The sequence below is a fragment of the Bartonella tamiae Th239 genome (assembly GCF_000278275.1).
GTDB classification, from domain to species: Bacteria; Pseudomonadota; Alphaproteobacteria; order Rhizobiales; family Rhizobiaceae; genus Bartonella; species Bartonella tamiae.
Genome location: NZ_JH725147.1, coordinates 2,109,214 through 2,131,562, shown reverse-complemented (window position 1 = coordinate 2,131,562; position 22,349 = coordinate 2,109,214). Strand labels below are relative to the sequence as shown.

The 22,349-nt window shown below is 38.2% G+C and carries 17 protein-coding genes, 1 tRNA gene, 2 rRNA genes and 1 pseudogene; 13 read left to right on the top strand and 8 right to left on the bottom strand.

The window, feature by feature from the left end; all coding sequences use genetic code 11:
• Nucleotides 1-250: 250 nt before the first annotated feature.
• The 6 genes and pseudogenes from ME5_RS09525 to ME5_RS09500 all read left to right on the top strand — a co-directional run bounded on the left by ME5_RS09525 (nt 251) and on the right by ME5_RS09500 (nt 7,002).
• Nucleotides 251-3,060 (top strand): 23S ribosomal RNA (locus tag ME5_RS09525).
• Nucleotides 3,061-3,246: 186 nt separating this feature from the next.
• Nucleotides 3,247-3,361: ribosomal RNA gene (gene rrf, locus ME5_RS09520) — 5S ribosomal RNA — on the top strand.
• A gap of 236 nt (nt 3,362-3,597) precedes the next feature.
• Nucleotides 3,598-3,674 (top strand) — tRNA-Met (locus ME5_RS09515).
• Between the two features lie 859 nt (nt 3,675-4,533).
• Nucleotides 4,534-5,263: pseudogene (locus ME5_RS09510) on the top strand (ABC transporter ATP-binding protein).
• A 1-nt stretch (nt 5,264) separates the two neighbouring features.
• Nucleotides 5,265-6,050 carry an ABC transporter permease gene (locus ME5_RS09505; RefSeq protein ID WP_245256529.1) on the top strand — a complete coding sequence of 262 codons (786 nt, stop codon included), beginning with the start codon at nt 5,265-5,267 and terminating at the stop codon, nt 6,048-6,050.
• A gap of 13 nt (nt 6,051-6,063) precedes the next feature.
• Nucleotides 6,064-7,002, top strand: coding sequence for an ABC transporter substrate-binding protein (locus tag ME5_RS09500; RefSeq protein WP_008040564.1), 939 nt, complete (start codon nt 6,064-6,066; stop codon nt 7,000-7,002).
• 175 nt (nt 7,003-7,177) lie between these two features.
• On the opposite strand, the gene ME5_RS09495 is transcribed toward ME5_RS09500, so the two are convergent.
• Genes ME5_RS09495 through rocF form a run of 6 tightly spaced genes read right to left on the bottom strand, consistent with a single transcriptional unit; the run spans nt 7,178 to nt 12,241 of the window.
• The gene (locus ME5_RS09495; protein ID WP_008040563.1) at nt 7,178-7,936 is read right to left on the bottom strand and encodes an amino acid ABC transporter ATP-binding protein; all 759 of its coding nucleotides are present in this window, start codon (nt 7,934-7,936) and stop codon (nt 7,178-7,180) included.
• A gap of 29 nt (nt 7,937-7,965) precedes the next feature.
• The gene (locus ME5_RS09490; protein ID WP_008040562.1) at nt 7,966-8,661 is read right to left on the bottom strand and encodes an ABC transporter permease; all 696 of its coding nucleotides are present in this window, start codon (nt 8,659-8,661) and stop codon (nt 7,966-7,968) included.
• Nucleotides 8,661-9,377, bottom strand: a complete 717-nt coding sequence (locus ME5_RS09485) for an ABC transporter permease (protein ID WP_008040561.1) — start codon at nt 9,375-9,377, stop codon at nt 8,661-8,663. The genes ME5_RS09490 and ME5_RS09485 overlap by 1 nt, the downstream gene beginning before the upstream one ends.
• A 38-nt stretch (nt 9,378-9,415) precedes the next feature.
• Nucleotides 9,416-10,177, bottom strand: coding sequence for a transporter substrate-binding domain-containing protein (locus ME5_RS09480; protein WP_008040560.1), 762 nt, complete (start codon nt 10,175-10,177; stop codon nt 9,416-9,418).
• 54 nt (nt 10,178-10,231) lie between these two features.
• Nucleotides 10,232-11,302 (bottom strand): ornithine cyclodeaminase, encoded by a 1,071-nt coding sequence (locus ME5_RS09475; RefSeq protein ID WP_008040559.1) that lies wholly within the window; start codon nt 11,300-11,302, stop codon nt 10,232-10,234.
• Between the two features lie 18 nt (nt 11,303-11,320).
• Complete coding sequence (rocF, locus tag ME5_RS09470; protein ID WP_008040558.1) at nt 11,321-12,241, bottom strand: arginase; 921 nt, start codon at nt 12,239-12,241, stop codon at nt 11,321-11,323.
• 126 nt (nt 12,242-12,367) lie between these two features.
• On the opposite strand from rocF, the gene ME5_RS09465 reads away from it, so the two are divergent.
• A complete protein-coding gene (locus tag ME5_RS09465) occupies nt 12,368-12,805 on the top strand; it encodes an Lrp/AsnC family transcriptional regulator (protein ID WP_008040557.1) in 438 nt (145 codons plus the stop codon).
• 389 nt (nt 12,806-13,194) lie between these two features.
• Here ME5_RS09465 and ME5_RS09460 read toward each other — a convergent pair whose 3' ends face one another.
• The gene (locus ME5_RS09460) at nt 13,195-13,911 is read right to left on the bottom strand and encodes an MgtC/SapB family protein (RefSeq protein WP_008040556.1); all 717 of its coding nucleotides are present in this window, start codon (nt 13,909-13,911) and stop codon (nt 13,195-13,197) included.
• 234 nt (nt 13,912-14,145) lie between these two features.
• Entirely contained in the window at nt 14,146-16,851 is a 2,706-nt protein-coding gene (mgtA, locus tag ME5_RS09455; RefSeq protein ID WP_008040555.1) for a magnesium-translocating P-type ATPase, read from the bottom strand.
• A 425-nt stretch (nt 16,852-17,276) separates the two neighbouring features.
• Between mgtA and ME5_RS10675 the strand changes: the two genes are divergently transcribed.
• The 6 genes from ME5_RS10675 to ME5_RS10910 all read left to right on the top strand — a co-directional run bounded on the left by ME5_RS10675 (nt 17,277) and on the right by ME5_RS10910 (nt 22,195).
• Nucleotides 17,277-17,447: a hypothetical protein gene (locus ME5_RS10675; RefSeq protein ID WP_008040554.1), complete on the top strand. Its 171-nt coding sequence runs from the start codon at nt 17,277-17,279 to the stop codon at nt 17,445-17,447.
• 385 nt (nt 17,448-17,832) lie between these two features.
• Complete coding sequence (locus tag ME5_RS09450; protein ID WP_245256528.1) at nt 17,833-18,846, top strand: sensor histidine kinase; 1,014 nt, start codon at nt 17,833-17,835, stop codon at nt 18,844-18,846.
• On the top strand, nt 18,836-19,459 hold the full coding sequence (locus ME5_RS09445; protein WP_008040552.1) for a response regulator transcription factor: 624 nt from the start codon (nt 18,836-18,838) through the stop codon (nt 19,457-19,459). The genes ME5_RS09450 and ME5_RS09445 overlap by 11 nt, the downstream gene beginning before the upstream one ends.
• A 363-nt stretch (nt 19,460-19,822) precedes the next feature.
• The gene (gene tcuC / locus ME5_RS09440) at nt 19,823-21,136 is read left to right on the top strand and encodes an MFS transporter (RefSeq protein ID WP_008040544.1); all 1,314 of its coding nucleotides are present in this window, start codon (nt 19,823-19,825) and stop codon (nt 21,134-21,136) included.
• A gap of 436 nt (nt 21,137-21,572) precedes the next feature.
• The gene (locus ME5_RS10915) at nt 21,573-21,869 is read left to right on the top strand and encodes an SDR family NAD(P)-dependent oxidoreductase (RefSeq protein ID WP_008040543.1); all 297 of its coding nucleotides are present in this window, start codon (nt 21,573-21,575) and stop codon (nt 21,867-21,869) included.
• Nucleotides 21,857-22,195: an SDR family NAD(P)-dependent oxidoreductase gene (locus ME5_RS10910; RefSeq protein ID WP_008040542.1), complete on the top strand. Its 339-nt coding sequence runs from the start codon at nt 21,857-21,859 to the stop codon at nt 22,193-22,195. Before ME5_RS10915 ends, ME5_RS10910 begins: the two co-directional genes overlap by 13 nt.
• The last annotated feature ends 154 nt before the right edge of the window (nt 22,196-22,349 follow it).

Below are 22,349 nucleotides of genomic sequence, written 5' to 3'. Positions count from 1 at the left end.
ATTGCTGTTTTGGACACTTTAATTAAGATTCATCGTCTTAATAATTTGAAAGAAACATTGAAAGCATTTTGATAAAGATAGAAGTGATTAAGATATGATTATGTCGCAAGGGAATGCTCAAAGCCCTTGCTTATGATTGGAAGCTTAACCGCACCATCGAATATATCTCGAGAAGCTGGTCTTTCTGCTGATATTTATGGTAACATTTTGCACAAGATGTTGCTTAAAGATGAATATTGGCAATGAGAACGATCAAGTGTCTTAAGGGCATTTGGTGAATGCCTTGGCATGCACAGGCGATGAAGGACGTGATACGCTGCGATAAGTTACGGGGAGGTGCGAATACCCTTTGATCCGTAAATTTCCGAATGGGGCAACCCACCTTTGATGGCTAGAAAAGTTAAATTGTTCAGTGATGGACAGTTTAGGTTTCTAGCTATCTTTAATAAGGTATCTGCATCTGAATAAAATAGGGTGTAAGAAGCGAACGCAGGGAACTGAAACATCTAAGTACCTGTAGGAAAGGACATCAAACGAGACTCCGCTAGTAGTGGCGAGCGAACGCGGATCAGGCCAGTGGCTTAAGTTAAGAAAAGTAGAACGAGTTGGAAAGCTCGACCAAAGTGGGTGACAGTCCCGTAAACGTAAATCTGACTTAAGTCCTTGAGTAGGGCGGGACACGTGAAATCCTGTCTGAATATGGGTCGACCACGATCCAAGCCTAAGTACTCGTGCATGACCGATAGTGAACCAGTACCGTGAGGGAAAGGTGAAAAGCACCCCGACGAGGGGAGTGAAAGAGAACCTGAAACCGAATGCCTACAAACAGTCGGAGCCCAAGATTAGTTCTGGGTGACGGCGTACCTTTTGTATAATGGGTCAGCGACTTAGTCTAACGAGCAAGCTTAAACCGGTAGGTGTAGGCGCAGCGAAAGCGAGTCTGAACAGGGCGTTCAGTTCGTTGGATTAGACCCGAAACCGAGTGATCTAGCCATGAGCAGGCTGAAGGTAAGGTAACACTTACTGGAGGGCCGAACCCATATCTGTTGCAATAGATCGGGATGACTTGTGGCTAGGGGTGAAAGGCCAATCAAACTCGGAAATAGCTGGTTCTCCGCGAAATCTATTTAGGTAGAGCGTTCGTTGTATTCTCCAGGGGGTAGAGCACTGGATGGGCTAGGGGTCCTCACCGGATTACCAAACCTAACCAAACTCCGAATACCTGGAAGAACTGACGGGCAGACACACGGCGGGTGCTAACGTCCGTCGTGGAGAGGGCAACAACCCTGACCACCATCTAAGGTCCCCAAGTTATGGCTAAGTGGGAAAGGATGTGAGGATCCCAAAACAACCAGGATGTTGGCTTAGAAGCAGCCATCATTTAAAGAAAGCGTAACAGCTCACTGGTCTAAATAAGGGTCTTTGCGCCGAAAATGTAACGGGGCTAAAGCCATACACCGAAGCTGTGGATGCGTCATATGACGCGTGGTAGCGGAGCGTTCCGTAAGCCTGTGAAGGGAGACTCGTGAGAGCTCCTGGAGGTATCGGAAGTGAGAATGCTGACATGAGTAACGATAAAGGGAGTGAGAGACTCCCTCGCCGAAAGTCCAAGGGTTCCTGCTTAAAGTTAATCTGAGCAGGGTTAGTCGGCCCCTAAGGCGAGGCCGAAAGGCGTAGTCGATGGGAACCACGTTAATATTCGTGGACCTGTGGGAAGTGACGGATCGCGTGTATTGTAAGGTCTTATTGGATTGATCTTGCAGTGAAGCGGTTCCAGGAAATAGCTCCCACAAATAGACCGTACCCGAAACCGACACAGGTGGACCGGTAGAGAATACCAAGGCGCTTGAGAGAACTACGTTGAAGGAACTCGGCAAATTGCACGCGTAACTTCGGAAGAAGCGTGACCCTTTAGCGGGCAACCGTTAGGGGGTGGCACAGACCAGGGGGTAGCGACTGTTTACCAAAAACACAGGGCTCTGCGAAGTCGCAAGACGACGTATAGGGTCTGACGCCTGCCCGGTGCTGGAAGGTTAAGAGGAGATGTGCAAGCATTGAATTGAAGCCCCAGTAAACGGCGGCCGTAACTATAACGGTCCTAAGGTAGCGAAATTCCTTGTCGGGTAAGTTCCGACCTGCACGAATGGCGTAACGACTTCCCCGCTGTCTCCAACGTAGACTCAGTGAAATTGAATTCCCCGTGAAGATGCGGGGTTCCTGCGGTTAGACGGAAAGACCCCGTGCACCTTTACTATAGCTTTACACTGGCATTCGTGTCGGCATGTGTAGGATAGGTGGTAGACTTTGAAGCAGGGGCGCCAGCCCTTGTGGAGTCATCCTTGAAATACCACCCTTATCGACATGGATGTCTAACTGCGGTCCGTTATCCGGATCCAGGACAGTGTATGGTGGGTAGTTTGACTGGGGCGGTCGCCTCCTAAAGAGTAACGGAGGCGCGCGATGGTGGGCTCAGAACGGTCGGAAATCGTTCGTCGAGTGCAATGGCATAAGCCTGCCTGACTGCAAGACTGACAAGTCGAGCAGAGTCGAAAGACGGTCATAGTGATCCGGTGGTCCCGTGTGGAAGGGCCATCGCTCAACGGATAAAAGGTACGCCGGGGATAACAGGCTGATGACCCCCAAGAGTCCATATCGACGGGGTTGTTTGGCACCTCGATGTCGACTCATCGCATCCTGGGGCTGGAGCAGGTCCCAAGGGTATGGCTGTTCGCCATTTAAAGCGGTACGTGAGTTGGGTTCAGAACGTCGTGAGACAGTTCGGTCCCTATCTGCCGTGGGTGTAGGAATATTGACAGGATCTGTCCCTAGTACGAGAGGACCGGGATGGACGTATCTCTGGTGGACCTGTTGTGGCGCCAGCCGCATTGCAGGGTAGCTATATACGGACGGGATAACCGCTGAAGGCATCTAAGCGGGAAACCCACCTGGAAACGAGTATTCCCTGAGAACCGTGGAAGACGACCACGTTGATAGGTCAGGTGTGGAAGTGTGGCAACACATGAAGCTTACTGATACTAATCGTTCGATCGACTTGATCGTTCCCATTACAAATCTTCATCTTTACTTTATTGCGTTTGTGGCTTAACGCTTACGCATTGCTTGTGTGATCGCGCCGAAGCATCGGCGACGGACAGTTGTCCTTACAAGCCAAAGGCTTTAAGGTGACTGTAAAAGAACAAAACCAACAGAAAATCCAGCTTCTCTTCATTCGATGCGCTTTGCCGACCTGGTGGTTATGGCGGAGCGGCTGCACCCGATCCCATTCCGAACTCGGCCGTGAAACGCTCCAGCGCTGATGGTACTTTGTCTTAAGGCACGGGAGAGTAAGTCGCTGCCAGGTCTGCCAATCGCATCAAATGCTTCTCATCCCTTTTAATGGCTCTCATTGCCATAACTTTACAGATCATCAATAAACTCTGTTTCTTTTTGGCGGTGTGTGCCTCGTTTAATTAGGCTTTCATCGCTTTCAAAAAAAAACTGTCAAATTCAAAAATACTGTTATAATCTTTTTTGTAACAGATAAGAGAATAGGTTATCTGCCATAATAAATTGTGACAGTATCTTTTCTTTCCTTGACGCGGGGTGGAGCAGCCCGGTAGCTCGTCAGGCTCATAACCTGAAGGCCGCAGGTTCAAATCCTGCCCCCGCAACCAAAAAAAATATAAGCCCCATAGTTCAACTGTGGGGCTTTTTTGTTGCATGTTCTTCTCAACATATTCCCATGAAAATTATAAAAATACGCACTTATTGATGAAAAATAGCAGTGAAAAAAGAAAGATATTAAACAAAATTCCCAACGTCATTATTCAGAAAAAAAATATTTGAATAGTTTTGTGTAATTCATCAATATCAAACAATGTGGCATGAATAAATTAAATCATACTTCTTATATCAGTCTCGGCCTCGTGACTAAATATTGACTAAGATAAATTTGACCGTTTGAGGCCATTAACAAGCAGTGTGCATCACATCACTTTGTTTACAGTCCATATGTAGATAGTTTTTTGCTTTTCTTTATAATATCTTATAAAATGTCTCAATAGTCGTGCCTGTCATCAAATTATTAATAATCAATAAAAATAAACAATTATGAATAGTAGGTACAGAACGTCCATCTCAAATTTTGTCGATTACAAAATCATTTATCATTTCTAAAATAACACAGAATTTGACTTATGATTTGATAATGGTATTCTATTTTAGACTTTTTATTGGTGGCTATATTTATTGCCGATTATTCAAAAATTGAAAGTTTTATTAATGTAGGTAAGTTTGGCTTTGAGTGATATGAATTTATTATTCAATTAAAATACTATTATATATAAGTTTTTTTTATCTTATAAAAAAGATTATTTTGATAAACATAAAGTAGATTAACTTTTTGCAAATGATAATGAAGGTTAGTAATTTAAATAAACTTTTCAAATTCGTAAGTTCTAATGTTAATCATTCATTTGACATATCGTAATGAAAACGCTTGTATAGTTGTATTTCACTTTATGAGTAATAATTATGACACCCCCATTAAGTTTAGGTTTTAAAGTTGAGAATCTTTCCTTTCATTATGGAAAGAAAAAAATTTTTGATTGTATGAACTGTGACTTTAAAGGCGGTTCTTTCGTTGGGTTGTTAGGCGCAAGTGGTATTGGCAAATCATCTTTTTTAAAAATACTTGCTGGATTGATTCAGCCTACAAGTGGTCGTGTATTAGGTTCAGACGGACAATCGATAAAAAAAAATAGCATATATGGGGCAACAGGATTTACTCTTTCCATGGTTGAATGTTGCACAAAATATTTCTGTAGGTTCAAGATTACGATATGAATCTTCCGATAATCACAAAGTTAAGACTTTGTTAAAAAAGGTTCAATTATTGGATTCAGGTGATAAATATCCATTTACCTTATCAGGTGGAATGCGTCAAAGAGTTGCAATTGCCCGCACATTATATGAAGATAAACCAATTGTTTTAATGGATGAGCCTTTTTCCGCACTTGATGCTGTTACGCGATCTAATATGCAAGAATTAGCAGCCAATCTTCTTGCAGATAAAACTGTGTTGTTAATAACGCATGATCCTTTAGAAGCTGCACGTTTGTGCAATATAATTTTAGTTCTAAAAAATCAGCCGGCTACTTTATTGGAGCCGATACTTATGAATGATACTTCACCAAAAGAAAGAAGTAATTACGATCTTGTAAATATAGAGACAGAATTAATGCACATTTTGAAAGCTTGCTAAGGTGAAATTTTTACCAATAAATACGATAATGCGTCATAGCCATATAATTGTTATTATGTTTGGTTTATTGGCGCTTTGGTGGTTAATTGCAATCATATTTCACGTCCCGCGATATATTTTACCGACGCCTATAGATGTTGCTCAAGCCTTATGGTCAGGGCGTGATTATCTTTTTCAACATGCTTTCATAACACTGACAGAAATCATATTAGGGTTTATTTTAGGGGTCGCATTTGGTGCTGTTATCGCTTTGTTATTAATGTTTTCTAAGATATTACAAAGATGGATTATGCCAGTACTTATTATCAGTCAATCCATACCGATTTTTGCTTTAGCCCCTATTTTGGTGCTATGGTTTGGTTATGGTATTTTATCAAAAATTGTTGCGTCTGTTTTGGTTATATTTTTTCCAGTGACAACGGCATTTTTCGATGGTTTAAGAAGAACTGATATTGGATTGTTACAATTATCACAAACGATGGGAGCAAGTCGTTTTTCCCAACTTATACATATAAGACTTATTGCTGCTTTGCCAGCTTTGGGCTCAGGCATAAGAGTTGCTGCGGCTGTTGCGCCTATAGGAGCGATTATTGGTGAATGGGTTGGCTCTTCAGGTGGTTTGGGATATGTTATGCTTAACGCAAATGCTCGGTTGCAAACGCCCATTTGCTTTGCGGCATTATTTATATTGTCACTCATGGCGATAATGCTATGGAAAATGATCGACGCCATTTTAAAACGTGTATTATATTGGGTGCCTGAAGCATCTCAGGATGTTTTAGAATAAGGGAGGAATGATCATGTTTAAAAAAGGTTTTATAATCCTATTCGCCACAATTTTCGGTACAAATGTATCATGGTCTGACGAAAAACTATCAGTGATTTTAGATTGGTATCTCAATCCTGATCATGCTTCATTAATCGTTGCTCAACAAATTGGAAGTTTTAAAAAACACGGTTTGGATGTTGAAATGATATCACCATCTGATCCAAATATAGGTTCACGATTGGTGGCAGCAAAACAAGCAGATATAGCGATCTCCTATCAACAACAGCTCTACATGTTTGTTGAAGAAGATTTGCCTTTGATCAGAATTGGTACACTTATTGAAACGCCTTTAAATACTGTTATGGCATTACCTCAAAGCGGCATTCGTTCTCCAGCTGATCTAAAGGGTAAAAAAATTGGATTTTCAAATGGCGGAGTGGAAGAAGCACTTTTAGAAACTATATTTGAAAATCAAAATTTAACTCTCAATGATGTTGAACTCATTAATGTCAATTTCAATTTGGTGAGTGCATTGCTGTCTCAGCAAGTAGACGCTGTTATTGGTGGATTTAGAAATGTTGAAGGCAATGAAATGCGTCAACAAGGTATTGAGCCAATCATTATGAAGGTGGAAGATTATGGTGTTCCTCCATATGATGAACTGGTGTTTATTATTCATAAAGATAATATAAATGAGGAAAAGTACAAAAAATTCTTATTGGCTCTTTCTGAAGGAGCTGCTTATTTAAAAGCACATCCACAACAAACATGGGTTGAATTTGCTAGAAAACATTCAGAACTTAATAATGATTTGAATGAAAGTATATGGCTGGAAACCGCTCCATTATTTAGTGATCATCCAATTATTTTGAATAAGAACAAATATATTTCATATGGTACATTTTTATATGAAGCAGGTGTCATAAAGGCTGATTATCCAATTGAGAGTTATGCTACTCAGTTGAACTGAATAAAGATGCTTTAATGCGTAAGGTGAAGAATGCTTATATTTAATACTTTTAAGACGATATCATTATCTTACTAAAAATTTTATTTTTCGCATTAATTTCTTTGTTGTTAATATTATGTCTTGTATGTCCTATTGCATTTTTATGCAAAAGATACATTAATGTTCTCATCGATATTCAGTGCTGAATACGTTTTAGAAAATCACGACTGCGTTGGCTTGATGGGTTATTAAAAAAGATTTCAGGTGTTGAATCTTCAATAATATCGCCATTTTCTATAAATAAAACGCGCTCGGAGAATTGGCGTGCAAATACCATTTCATGTGTGACACACATCATTGTCATTCCTGTTTGGGCAAGTTTGATTAAGACATCTAAAACCTCGCCCACCATTTCTGGATCAAGCGCTGAAGTTGGCTCATCAAACAACATAATACGTGGTGTCATACATAAAGCACGGGCAATTGCTACACGCTGTTGTTGACCACCTGAAAGTTGCGCTGGATATTTTGTTTCATGCTTTTCTAATCCAACTCTCTCAAGGTAAGATCGAGCTTGTTCTATAGCATCTTTTTTCGAAATTTTTCGAACAGAGATAGGTGCAAGAATACAATTTTCTAAAGCCGTCATATGTGGAAAAAGATTGAAATGTTGGAAGACCATACCAACTTCACGTAATATTGTTTTAACCTCACGCGTCGCGCCGTTAACAATATCAATGCCATCAATTTTTATAAGACCTTCATTGACGTTTTCTAGCTGGTTTAGTGTTCTGATGAGTGTTGATTTTCCAGACCCCGAAGGTCCACACAAAACGATGCGTTCTCCTGCTTGCACTTTAAGATTAATATTTTTTAAAGCAGTATAGCTACCGTAGTATTTATTTACATTTTCCATAACAATAATGGCTTGTGAAGGATCATGATATTCAGACATTTTTGTACCCTGATAATATTATTATTTATTTAAGTGACAATGTGGAGGGTGAGACGTTTTTCAATATATTGCACAAGTCTTCGGACTATTTCGACCAAAAGGAGATAAAGAAGTGCGGCCCATAGATAGACTTGAAAGTCATAGCTACGCGAAAAAGCAAGTTTCGTCACACCCATAATATCAAACATTGCAACAAGCGAAACAATTGCGCTTGACTTGATTAATATGATAAATTCATTGCTCAATGGGCGTAATGCCGAAATCATGGCCTGTGGTAATATTATCCTGAAAAATGTTGTCTTACGTTCTAGACTTAAAGCTTTGCAAGCTTCCCATTGTGACCTAGGAACAGATTGAAAACTTCCCCGCAATATTTCTGCTTGATATGCTGCAGAGTTAAGCGCAAATATTGTGACACAGCATAAAAAAGGGCTTTTAAAATACCACCAAACACCGATGCTTTGCCAAAAGCTTGAAAGCGAACCGATCCCATAATAAAATAAATAAAGTTGAGCCAAAAGTGGTGAGCCACGAAAAAAAAAGATATAAACACGCGCGCATTTTTTTAAAATTTTGCTTTTTGAAATTCTTGCTTGTGCGATAAATATTGCAAAAATACCGCCAAGGATAAATGAAACGATCACAAGAGCAATGGTGATAGCAAAACCTTGAACATAAAGGGGGCCGTATCTTTGCCAAATAGCAGGGGCAAATATGAAATCCATTATATTCCCCCTTGATAAGTTTTATTTAAATTGCGTTCTAGATGACGAAAAAAAATGCCCGATAAAGCTGAAAATAGTAGATAAAGACAGCAAGCCGCACTGTAGAAAAAAATATAATGTTTGGTTTGTGATGCAGCTAAGTTGGTTTGGCGCATAATATCAACCAAAGCAATGGTTGACACAAGCGATGTGTCTTTAAATAAAGTAAGCCAATTATTTGATAAGCCAGGCAATGCGTGTTTTAAAAGTTGAGGGAAAATAACGGATGTAAATGTTTTGGTGCGAGAAAGTCCCAATGTTTTGCAGGCTTCATATTGTCCACGTGGGATAATATTAAAAGCACCAAGCCAGATCTCACTAGAAAATGCAGCTGAAACCAACCCTAGTCCAAGAATACCCGACAGGAAGGCATTAATCGTAATTTCTTCTGTAAAACCAAATAAATGCATCATATGCCGCAAGAGAATTTGTAAACCGAAATAGACGATGAAAAGGGTTAATAATTCGGGCAAGCTTCTAAAGACCGAAGAAAAAACCGTTGCAACGATTCTTAATATTTTGGAATTTGAGCGGATCATTAAAGCCGATAAGAGCCCGAGAAAAAATCCAACAGGTGCGGCACAAAGCGCAAGAGAAACTGTTACACCGCATGCGATAAGTAACACCAATCCCCAACCATTTTCTCCAAAAGATAGTAATTGAAAATACTCTCCCATTGAGTGTCCTTTTATAAGTAAAATTACCGTCTAGCCGATCAATAGATATCTTGTCCGAAATATTTTTGTGAAATTTTTTGATATGTTCCATTCTTACGGATATCTAGTATAGCTTGATTAAGTTTGGCTTTTAGATCACCTTCATTCTTACGAATTGCAATTGATATTGGAGATTCAGTTTTTTCAAGAAAACCTAAAAGGCGGCAACAATCCTTGCCATCATTTTCTAACCAATCTAATAGAGGAAAGTTATCATGAATGACCGCATCGGTGCGTCCGATCGTCAGATCAGTATTTGCATCATCTGCATTTGGATAAAAACGCATATTAACACCTTGAGGCCATAAATGATCCTCAGCATAAAGTGCTTGAACAGATCCAGCTAAAGCACCGATGCTTTTGCCAACAAGTTCATCAATATTCAATGTTTTAATGTCACTTTCTTTCCTAACAGCGATCGCTAAACGCGTGCGATAGTAAGGATTTGTAAAGTCAACCTTTTTGAGACGCTCTTCCGTTGGACCCATTGAGGCGATGATGGCATCATATTTATGCGCAAGAAGCCCCGGGATAATGCCTTCCCAGTCTTGGATTACAATTGAACAGTTGAATTTTAGTTGTTCGCACAGAGCTCGAGCAATTTCGACATCAAAACCCTGTAAATTATTGTTTGAATCGACATATTCAAATGGTGGATAATTGCCTTCTGTTGCAAATACAAAATTTTGTCCATAAGTATTTGCACCAGTTATAATATATAAAAGCAAGGTGGCAAATATGACAGACTTTTTTCCTCCCATTACCTTTCATCCTATCCTTGAACGGTAATGCATTATTTTTGTTTCCATTCACCGTCAGTTGTTAAGCCGTTTAATTGCTTGATCTTTTCTTTTTAGCATGCCGTATACATCACGCGGTTGATCTGGATCAGCAATCATGTCTAATTCTTCACAAAATTTTGTATTCTGCATTTGATCATAAATATAACGAAGCGCAGAAAAGTCTTCTATAGCAAAGCCTACAGAATCGAACAAGGTATTTTGTTTGTTATGTGTACGTCCTTGCTTTTTTCCTACAATAACTTGCCATAATTCTGTGACAGGATGATCATGATTGAGTTGTTGAATTTCACCTTCAATACGGGTTTGCGGAGGATATTCAACAAAAATGTCAGAACGTAACAGAATGTCTTTATGTAATTCTGTTTTTCCAGGACAATCGCCTCCAACCGCATTAATATGAACATTTTGACCAATCGTATTGTCGGTCAATATTGTATTATTTTGTTTATCAGCGGTCACTGTTGTAATGATGTCTGCCCCGATAACTGCTTCTTCAACACTTTTACATTTAACAATAGTAAAACCTTTATCTTCAATATTTTTGGCACATTTATTGGTTGCGTCGGGATCAATATCATAGAGGCGCAAGTGATCAATGCCAAGCAATGCTTTAAATGCAAGTGCTTGAAATTCTGATTGCGCACCATTGCCTATGATTGTCATGGTTTTGCTGTGTTTTGGCGCTAAATATTTTGCAGCAAGAGCAGATGTCGCAGCCGTTCTTAGAGCCGTTAGAATAGTCATCTCGCTGAGCATAATTGGATAACCACTATCAACATCGGCTAATAAACCAAAGGCGGCTACAGTTTGAAGGCCGCTTTTCATATTTTTAGGATGGCCGTTGACATATTTAAAGCCATAAAATTTTGTATCACTTGTTGGCATAAGTTCAATCACGCCATCATGAGAGTGGCTTGCGAGACGCGGCGTTTTATCAAACGACTCCCATCTTTTAAAATCATCTTCGATATAAGCCGCAATTTGTGTCAGAACATGTTCAACACCAATGTCTAAAACTATGTTCATCATATTGTTGACACTGACAAATGGAACAACATTCAGTTTGTTGCGATCTAGAATCATTTGTTTCCTCTCTCCCTTTTAATAACTCTTTGTCACGCGGTCAATCACACGCCTCCCCAATAAGCTTGCAGCTAGATCCATCATCAAAGTGGCGGTCTTGCCGCGTTCATCGAGAAAAGGATTAAGTTCTGCTAGGTCAAGACTTGTGGCCAGACCGCTGTCAAATATCATTTCCATAATTAGATGTGCTTCTCGAAATGTTGCGCCACCGGGAACAGTCGTTCCAACAGCTGGCGCAATAGATGGATCAAGAAAATCAACATCAAGACTAATATGCAATAGACCATTTTGTGCAGCGACGCGCTCAAGAAAACGTTTGAGCAAAACACCAACACCCATTTCGTCAATGTTGCGCATATCAAATACGGTGATAGAGGTTTCATTGAGGGCTAGGCGTTCATCATTATCAACACTGCGTATGCCAAATAGACAAATATTTTCTAATGGAACAGTAGAAGCTATAGGCGGAAAATAATGATCAAATCCCGGCATTCCACTAAAATAAGCAACAGGTGTTCCATGGAGATTGCCACTTTTTGTACTGTTTAATGTATGAAAATCCGTGTGTGCATCCAACCACAGAACGAAAAGAGGGCGTCCAGCTTCATCAGCTTGTTTTTTAACGCCTGCAACAGTGCCTGCCGACATGGCGTGATCACCGCCCATGAAAATCGGAAATCCTTGTTTCTTTAATTCATATGCCTTATCGGTTATGGCTTTAATCCAACCACTTATTTGCGGTAAATTATGAAGACTTTTATTGGAATGAGTCATTTCATTACATGATGGAAGCGTGACATTTCCTGTATCCACGACATTATGACCAAGATCTTCAAGTGTTTTTACAATACCTGCAGCGCGATAGGCACTAGGTCCCATTTCGCAACCTAAACGTCGAGAACCATCTTGCAGTGGTATGCCTAAAAGTTTGATATCCATTTTACGCCTCTTCTTTTTTTTAAGAGTTTAAGCGTGTTTCAATGGAGATTGAAAGTCTAATTATTGACAAAAACTGTTTCTTTATTTATCAATTTGAATATATAAATTGATCAAATTGGTAAAATTATGGATCAAATAGATTTAAAACTTATAGAATTATTGCGTCGTGATGCGCGTGTTTCCATTTCTGAAATCTCCAGCAGATTAAATATTTCGCGGGCGACGGTTCGTGCAAGAATGAAAAAGCTCGAGAAAAAAGGAGTTATACGAGGATATAGTATTATTTTGCATAACGATAAGACGGATAATTTTATTCGAGGTATTATGATGATTGAAGTTGATCGTCATAATGCTGATCGTGTCGCTGATATACTTTCTGCTTTTCCTGAGGTGGATTTTATACATACAACCAATGGCCGTTTTGATTTGATTATAGAATTAAAAACACAAAATCTTGCTGAATTTGATACTATATTGCGCAATATACGATTGGTTTCAGGTATCAAAGCGAGTGAAACCCATTTGCTATTAGCAACAAGGCGCGCTGTTTTAAAATCCCGATAGTGAAAGTTAAAATTTCTACGACAAACTCAGGCGTTGATATAATTTGTCTTTCAATAACAACAATCAAGACATTACTTAGATGATTAATGCCGCCAGATTAAATAGCTGTTTATAAAGTGACTGTCTTTCAGACATATCAATATCTGAAATAATATGTTCATCTGGATGAGATAGGTATATCAAGAAATTCTTCAAAAAAAATTGCGCCGTTTTTTCAAATATAACTTGTAAAAATGCACTGTGTTCAATTATTTTCTTATTTTTTAAGAAAATAATTGAATGTATTTTGTATCATATTTTTAGCTTTAAGAATGATTTCTTGCTATATTAAAAAGCCGTTAATGAAAAACATGATATAATGAAATGTCTGCATATCACATAATTTAAGATTATTCTCTTGTGCTGCTTTCCCAATTGGCGTGATAGACATCACGTCGTTTTTCAAGAGCATCGACAACGGCTTCAATTTCCTTTTTATCGATCGCGGTACTGATAAGTGTTGCAACCAGTTCGATACGTTCATCAGATAATTCAAAAAACTCAACATCACTCACTGGATATTGCGCTTTTTCTAGCATATCTACCAATAATTCACGTAACATTGGTGCTGCTTTTCTTTGAACACTTAGGCGAATTTCAAAGGTGGTTTCCCCTGTCTCTTCATTAAGAGGAATACGGTTAATAGCGTTAACCAGTCTGCGTAAAAACGTATTTCCAAAAATAACAAAGCATGTGAGGATTGTGGCTTCTGCAAGCATGTTGCCTCCCGCACAACAACCAACCGCTGCTGAACACCAAAGTGTTGCGGCTGTGTTTAATCCGCGTACATTGGTGCCTTCTTTCATAATGACACCAGCACCTAAAAAACCAATACCTGAAACAACATAGGAAATGACACGAACGGCTTCTATATCACCAGCCATGCGTTGGCCAAGGTCTACAAATGCCGCCGCTCCAACTGCAACAAGAACATTGGTGCGTAATCCTGCTGTTCTTTGTCGATACTGTCGTTCTGCTCCAATTAAAGTGCCCAAAATAAATGCTGCCAACATAGACAGTGTCGTGTCTATTAAATCGAAAAAGGAGAAATTATGAATGAATTGCAAAAGAACACCTCTTTCAGAGCATCAAAAAGTATTGGTTTGTTTTCAACAGACAAAAAGATAGTATATCGTATTTATGACATTTACTATCCAAACTTGAAGAAACAATGAAATATTCGTATTTACAAGATATTTGCGTGTAAGAAACATTACGTGAAAAAGACACTATGAGAAAAAAACTTTAGGCATGGCGTTAAATACGCCATACCTTTTTTGTCATAAAGATTTTTGGTTTGTTTAGAACCATTGTCCAAATTTGCGGATATAAAATGCTTTCATTCCTTGAGCCGTACAGCAATATGCGACAAGTGTTGCAATGAGCCATGGGAAATACTCCCAAGGAAGTGGAACCAACCCGACATAATTGCCAAGTGGTGAAAATGGAATGTAAATACCAACCACCATGACAAGACCAGTCAAAACCAATACTGGCCAAGCGGCTGTACTTTGAATGAATGGGATTTTCTGCGTACGCAACATATGAACAACAAGAGTTTGCGATAGAAGACCTTCAACAAACCAACCAGAATGGAATAAGGCTTGCATTTCTACTGAATTAGCTGAGAATACATACCACATTAATGCATAGGTTGTCATATCGTAGATTGATGAAGTTGGTCCAATATAAATCATGAATCGACCGATATTGCGTGCACTCCATTTACGGGGTTTTGCAAGAAATTCTTTATCCATTTTATCCCAAGGAATGGACAAACAAGAAATATCATAAAGCAAGTTTTGTAAGAGGAGGTGAATGGCTAACATTGGCAAAAACGGAATGAATGCACTTGCCACAAGAACCGAAAAAACATTACCGAAGTTAGAACTGGCTGTCATATTTAGATATTTCATAATATTACCGAATGTTTCGCGGCCTTTAATGACGCCTTCTTCAAGTACCATCAAGCTTTTTTCTAACAAGATGATATCAGCAGATTCTTTAGCAATATCAGCACCACTATCAACGGAAATACCAACGTCAGCATCACGCAATGCTGGAGCGTCATTAATACCATCTCCAAGGAAACCAACGGTGTGTCCATTAGCTTGTAAAGCTTTAAGCACTTTTGACTTTTGTAATGGAGAAAGTTTGGCAAAAACCGTACGCTTTTCAACTTCATATTGCAATTGTTGGTCGGTCATTGCCTCAACATCACGACCCAAAAGTGCTTCACCTGGTTCAAGACCCACTTCGCGACATACTTTTGCTGTTACAATTTGGTTATCACCAGTGAGAACTTTAACAGATACGCCATTATCACGAAGCACAGAGATCGCTGAACGTGCTGTTTCTTTTGGTGGATCAAGAAAGGTGAGAAAGCCTTCAACAATAAGTTCTTTTTCAAAGCTCGCATTGTAAAGCTCTGACTTTTCATCGTTTGCGATAATACGTGACGCTACAATGAGAACACGGAAACCATCTTCATTATAGTGCTGTGATAATTCCAAAAGTTTTTTGCGAGATTGTGCATCAAGTTTATGAACCTTATCGCCTTCACGGACACTGGTAGAAACTGAAAGCATTTCTTCAACCGCCCCTTTACAAACGAGAAGGTGTTGGTTGTCTGTTCCCTCAAGAACAATTGAAAGACGACGACGTTGAAAATCAAAAGGAATTTCATCGATTTTGCGATAAGCACGAATAGCTGTGTTATGTTTAAAACGTTCGCCAAAATGAACGACCGCCTGATCCATAAGATTGCGCATGCCACTTTGATGGAAGGAATTAAGCCATGCAAGCTCGAAAACATAATTATTGGGTTTTCCTTCAAAATCAACGTGATGTTCTAGAATGATTTTATCTTGAGTTAAAGTTCCTGTTTTATCAGTGCATAAAATATCCATTGCACCAAAATTCTGAATTGCGTTAAGCCGTTTGACAACTACTTTGTGACGTGCCATCGAAACCGCGCCTTTTGCAAGGTTCGTTGAAACGATAAGAGGAAGCATTTCTGGTGTTAAGCCCACAGCTACGGCAACCGCAAATAAAAACGCTTCGAGCCAGTCACCTTTTGTTAAGCCGTTGATTAAGAAAACAATAGGAACCATAACAAGCATGAAACGGATAAGAAGCCAGCTAACGGAATTTACACCGCGATCGAACGATGTTTGAGCCCGTGTGCCAACAATTGATTTAGCCAGTGAACCAAAATAGGTGCGTGGTCCTGTTGAAACGACTAATGCGCGTGCTGTACCACTGACAACATTGGTACCCATAAGGCATACATTAGGTAAATCTAAAAGATCATGCTGATCTTTTACTATGGTTTCAGCATGTTTTTCAGCAACGGAACCTAAAGTGTCATATTTTTCAACAGGTAAAGATTCACCAGTTAAAACAGCTTGTGATACAAAAAGATCGCGAGATTCAATTAATCTTACATCAGCAGGTATCATATCACCTGCAGAAAGCTGAACAATATCGCCTGAAACCAATTCACGCATGGGAATCTCATATTGGCGGGGTTCAGAACTGTTATTATCACGGCGCAAAACGGTTGCTGTTGTACGCACCATAGCTTTAAGCTCTTCAGCTGCTTTATTAGAACGATATTCCTGCCAAAAACGTAAAATACCACTGATAAGTATCATCGTCACAACAATAATAACGCCTGTGAGATCGGTTTCTTCGCCTTCACGCCATGGAAGCCAAAAATCAGTAAAAAACTGAATGACTGCAAGCATTGCTAAAACGCCGATAAATGGATTTTTAAAAGCTAAAAGAAATTGAATAATCGCATGAGGTGGTCGGTCGTGAGCCACTTCGTTCGGTCCATCATTAGAAAAACGTGTTGCGGCTTCTGGTATCGTCAACCCGTCTAAGCTTGCATTTACATTAAGTAAAGTTGTTTCCAAGTTGTTTTGTGCTTCGCGCACAACACGCATTGAAAGTGTATTTTTTTTCTGTATTCCCGATGAGTTCGGTGTGTTGGAATTGCTCATGGCAATAAACTCCTGTCGCACGAACACAGCGACAGGAATAACGACGATTGATTATTTCAAAGTCGTTATAACTGCGCTATTTATTCTGCCTAAAGTCTTCTTGGTGTCTTTTATTTTGAACGGCTGACTACACATAGTTGTGGCGCCAGCCTTAATACTAGATGGATCGTCCATTATAGCCCCCTTGCTTTCATGGAATTAATTTAAATTTTGTCTGCAAGACGTCGATTTGTCGCATTGGGGATTGAAAATTACAATTATCTACTTTGATACTCTTGTTATACATTAGTATAAAATATCTATTCTTATGTACAATTGCATTTAAATACACTGTCCTAGATGATTAAGTAGATGAAATGTCGCTTTAAAATCATTTTTTTATCTGCACGATTTCTTTGTATTTGTATCCAAAAAGGAGAGATGCAATGACAGTTTTTAGCAATGAAACAATTTTACTTTCGATCGTTTGTCTCTTTTTGCTTATGACAGTCATGCGTGTATTGATTATGCGTTCTATGCGTCAAACGTCTGAAGGTGAAAACAATAAACCTTCTTATGACAATCCAAAAATTAAGACGGAACATAAGAACGCTTAGTCTGCTTATTGGCTTTATGAAATACGCTTTATATTTCTATGTACTGGTTAAATTTACGACCTGCTTTTTAGTATTTATTTCAAATTATTTTGTCAAAACGATTAAAATTAAAAGATATAAAAACGATTTATAAAAGTAATATTGCAGATCATTTTTATGATATGTTCTTTGAAATTAAATGAGTTTATTTGCAAGTCCTTAAATGACATATGCTTTTATGAAAGTGTATATTCATCACAAAGTTAGACTTGATTTTTATGCCTTTTTTAATAAAGGTTTATTGAATTTGGGTTTTTTTAAACTGATTAATTTTATCCAGCACAACATTAAGGATTTCACACTGACTATTCGGTTGATCATACATGCATTTTTATTAAGCATAATATTGGTTACAATTTTTATATTTGATACTGTATCACGTTTGGAAATAGCGGCAGCAGTCTTTTATATTATTGTGATTCTTATCGGTGCGCGTTATTTTGTTGCACGCGGTATTATCCTTTTATCAGTCGTATGTACTGTTCTTACGATATCTTCTTTTTTGTTAACAAAAGATGGTGCCTATAAAGAAGGATTGATCAACACTATCATCGCTCTTATGGCGCTTTACCTGACAAGCTATATTGTTATACGCGCACAAATGTCTGAAAAGCGTGCCATGAATGCTACAGAACAAATGACACGTATGGCGCGCATTCAAAGTTTAGGTGAATTGACCGCATCAATCGCTCATGAAATTAATCAACCTTTGGCTGCGACAACTGCAAGTGCTGATGCTTGCCGCAATTGGTTGGTGCGTGATAAGCCTGATATTGGTCGCGCAGTGCAGGCGCTTGAACGTATCAGCAAAGAAGCCCATCGAGCTTCAGAAGTAATTGAGCGCGTGCGCCGCCTTTCTAAAAATGAAATAACAAAAAAAGAAATAGTCGATTTCAATGAAATTGTTGCCGAAACAATCGCATTGTCAAAAGCTTTGATTGAACATAATGATATTGAATTGCATTGGAACCGGTGTGAGAGTAAACTATTGATCGATGCTGATCGTGTGCAGATCATGCAGGTTATAGGTAATCTTTTTTTAAATGCCATTGAGGCTTTGAATATACGTCATGCAGCAGACCGTTTTATAACAGTAAAAACATTTATATTGGATAATCGCGCGAATTTACGCATGACGGATACTGGAATTGGAATAAGTGATGATGATTTGAAGCATATTTTTGATGCTTTTTGGACAAAACGTGAAGGAGGTACAGGATTGGGATTAACATTATGTCGTGCAATTGTTGAAGCACATAAAGGTGTTATAACCGCAAGAACCAATCCACACGGTGGTGCGATTTTTGAAATATCCCTTCCCCTGGCAATAAAACCTGAGGTAATTTTGCATGGACAATAAAATTGTTTATATCATTGACGATGATCATTCCGTACGAGAAGCACTTGTGGATCTTTTATCATCGGTCGATATACAAACAGAAACATTTGAAAATGTTGAAACCTTTGTAAAAGCCGATAAGCCGCTTTCGGTATCGTGCCTTGTCTTAGATGTGCGTATGCCGGGGCAAAGTGGTATGGATTTTCATCATCATATGCAAAATATTGGTCTTGATATTCCTGTTATTTTTATTACTGGTCATGGGGATATTCCTATGTCAGTGACGGCGATCAAACGTGGTGCTGTAGATTTTTTAACAAAGCCTTTTCGTGAACAAGATATTCTTGAAGCAATTCACCGAGCACTCGAAATTAGCCACGATCGTATTACTCAACGTGCTTATAATGAGCGAATTGATAAAAAATACAGTGTTCTCAATTTGGGTGAAAAAGCGGTTATGGCTTTATTGATTAAAGGATATCTGAATAAGCAAATCGCAGCTGAATTGAATGTCAGTGAAATTACGGTTAAAGTTCGTCGTTCAAACATCATGCAAAAAATGAAGGCAAAATCATTTGCTGATCTTATTCGTATGGGGATTGAACTTGAAAAAAGAGATTGCGATTCCAAATAATTACAAAATTCCAATAGTAGAATTTACGACATTAAAAAAATAAAAGTAAGTTTGTTTGTTTTATAAAACGATAAGTGTCAGAATGAATTCATATAATGTTTTTATTTTTTAATTAATTAGTAATCAACTATAAATTACAGTAATTATTTATTTAGGGAAATTATAAAAAAGTTGAGTGGCATAAATTTTTACAGAAAATGATATGCGCTTTCATTAAAAGATAAACATTGTCATATGATATATTTTTAAATAACACTATAATATGCTTCACTTCACATTATTTTGTATGCATACACATTCTTTTGTCTGGTGCAATGATTGGAAATAAGCAATGTAATTTCTCTAATATGTGAGGAGTTACGAATGACAAAATCTAATAAATTCATGACCATTTTCAGAGTTGTTTCAGGCAATTTTATGGAAATGTTTGATTTTATGGTCTATGGATATTATGCCTCTTACATTGGCGATGCTTTTTTCCCATCAGACGATCCAACCGCTTCATTATTAAAATCCTTTGCCGCTTTTGGGGTCGGTTTTATGATGCGTCCATTGGGCGCGTTTGTTTTGGGTGCCTATACTGATAGAATGGGCAGAAAAAAAGGTTTGCTCTTAACATTAACAATTATGGCTACAGGAACCTTGCTGTTAGCAATTACACCTGACTATGCCTATATTGGAGTTCTGGCGCCGATTATCGTTCTTTTAAGCCGTTTATTACAAGGCTTTTCTGCTGGTGCAGAACTGGGGGGGACTTCTGTATATCTTGCTGAAATATCCAACAGTTCCAATCGCGGCTTTTATGTGAGCTGGCAATCAGCAAGTCAGCAAGTTTCCGTTATATTTGCTAGCGGTCTTGGTGTTTTAATGCATTCATTTTTCTCAGTCGATTTTATTGCAAGTTTTGGGTGGCGTATTCCTTTTTTTATCGGTTGTCTTATTGTTCCTATTCTTTTTTACATTCGTCGTTCAATGACTGAAAGTAAGGTTTTTGAAAATAATAAAACACGTCCGTCTATGCGGGAAGTCTTTCAATCAATATTTTCAGATTATCCTGCTATTGTTTTAGGTATGATGATGGTTGGCATGACAACAGGGACTTTTTACCTTATTACAGCCTATATGCCTACATTTGGACGCGTTGAGTTAAAATTATCTGATATTGATAGTCTTGTGATCACCACATGTATTGGTTTATCTAATTTTATATGGTTGCCTGTCATGGGAGCTGTCAGTGATCGACTTGGTCGTAAACCAATTTTAATCGGAGCGACATTAGCAACAATTGTTACAGCTTTTCCTCTCATGATGTGGCTTGCGTCCAATCCAAGTTTTGGAAGACTGTTAAGTGTTGGGTTATGGCTTTCATTTGTTTATGGTAGCTATAATGGTGCAATGGTCGTGGCACTTACAGAAGTCATGCCTGCTGCTGTTCGTGCTACAGGGTTTTCGCTTGCCTATAGTTTGGCAACAACCATATTTGGCGGTTTTACGCCTTTTATTTGTACATGGCTTATTAATGTTGCCAGACGTCATTTAAGCGAAGAAAACCGATGGATGGCTGATGCAATGCCGGGTGCTTGGCTAACATTTATTGCTCTTTTAAGCATTATTGCTGTCGTCATACTTTACCAAGTACGCGCACATCTGGCAAAAGCACATAAGGTCGATTTATAAAATCATTGATAGATTTGTTTATTTATTTTTCATGCCACCAATTTGATGGCATGATTTTGTAATAAGAATTTATATTTAAATTGATTACTTTAAAATTTAAATATTTCTGGACGACTACTTCTTTAAAGGTTCCTTAAAATTTTAGGAAAAGTTTTTTTTTAAATTTAAAGTGCAATCAATTACCGAATGTCTTTTAAAGATATGTTTTATAAATATATACCAAAGAAAAAATGTGGTTATATTTAAAATTAGTTTCTTTGTGATAATATTTTACGATAAATATTATCACAAATTTTAAATGTGGTTTATTATACGCCAACATTGATATTTATTATTTTTACTTTTTGACGTATATTTTTTTATTTTGATTTAAAATTATATATCATTTATTTTATCCCCACATCAGAGTTATTACTGTGATAAATTGGTGTCATTTATGTTAAATAAAGTCACATTGATAACAGGAGCGAGTCAGGGCATTGGACGTGCCATTGCATTGCGTTTGGCAAAAGATGGATTTTATATTGCTTTATTAGATATGAACCCGGATAAAATTTCAGATGTATCAAAACGTAATAATATTTTTTTGCAGTCTGAAAAAAATTTAGGTTGCTTTGATGTCATTATTAATAATGCAGGGATTATGCAGGTTAACGCATTATCAGATGTCGTTCCAGAAGAGGTTGATTGTATATTTAAGATTAATGTTGAGGGTACGCTTTGGGAAATTTAAGCCGCAGCAAAAAATTTATAAATTTTCAACAAAAAGGAAAAATCATTAATGCCTCTTCCATCGCTGTGCAAGACGGTATGGCTATGCTTCGTGTTTACTCTTCTTTAAAATTTGCAGTCCGCGCTTTAACACAAGCGGCTGCTAAGGCATATGTCTCAAAAGGTATTACAGTTATTGTTTATTGCCCTGGTATTGTTGGTACAGATATGTGGGTTGAGATTGATGAACGTTTTAGCGTAACAACAGGAGCCAAAAAGGGTGAAACCTATAAAAAATTGTTGATGGTATTGCGCTTGGTCGTGCACAAACGATTGAAGATGCGCTAATTTTGTTTCTTTTTTAAAAAGTGAAGATTCAAACTATATTACGGGTCAATCTATCATTACTGATGGTGGTATTGTTTATCGTTAATATCTTAAAGTGACGATTTAACTATGATCACATAAAATGATTGATAAAATCGTTAATTTATAAAACGCT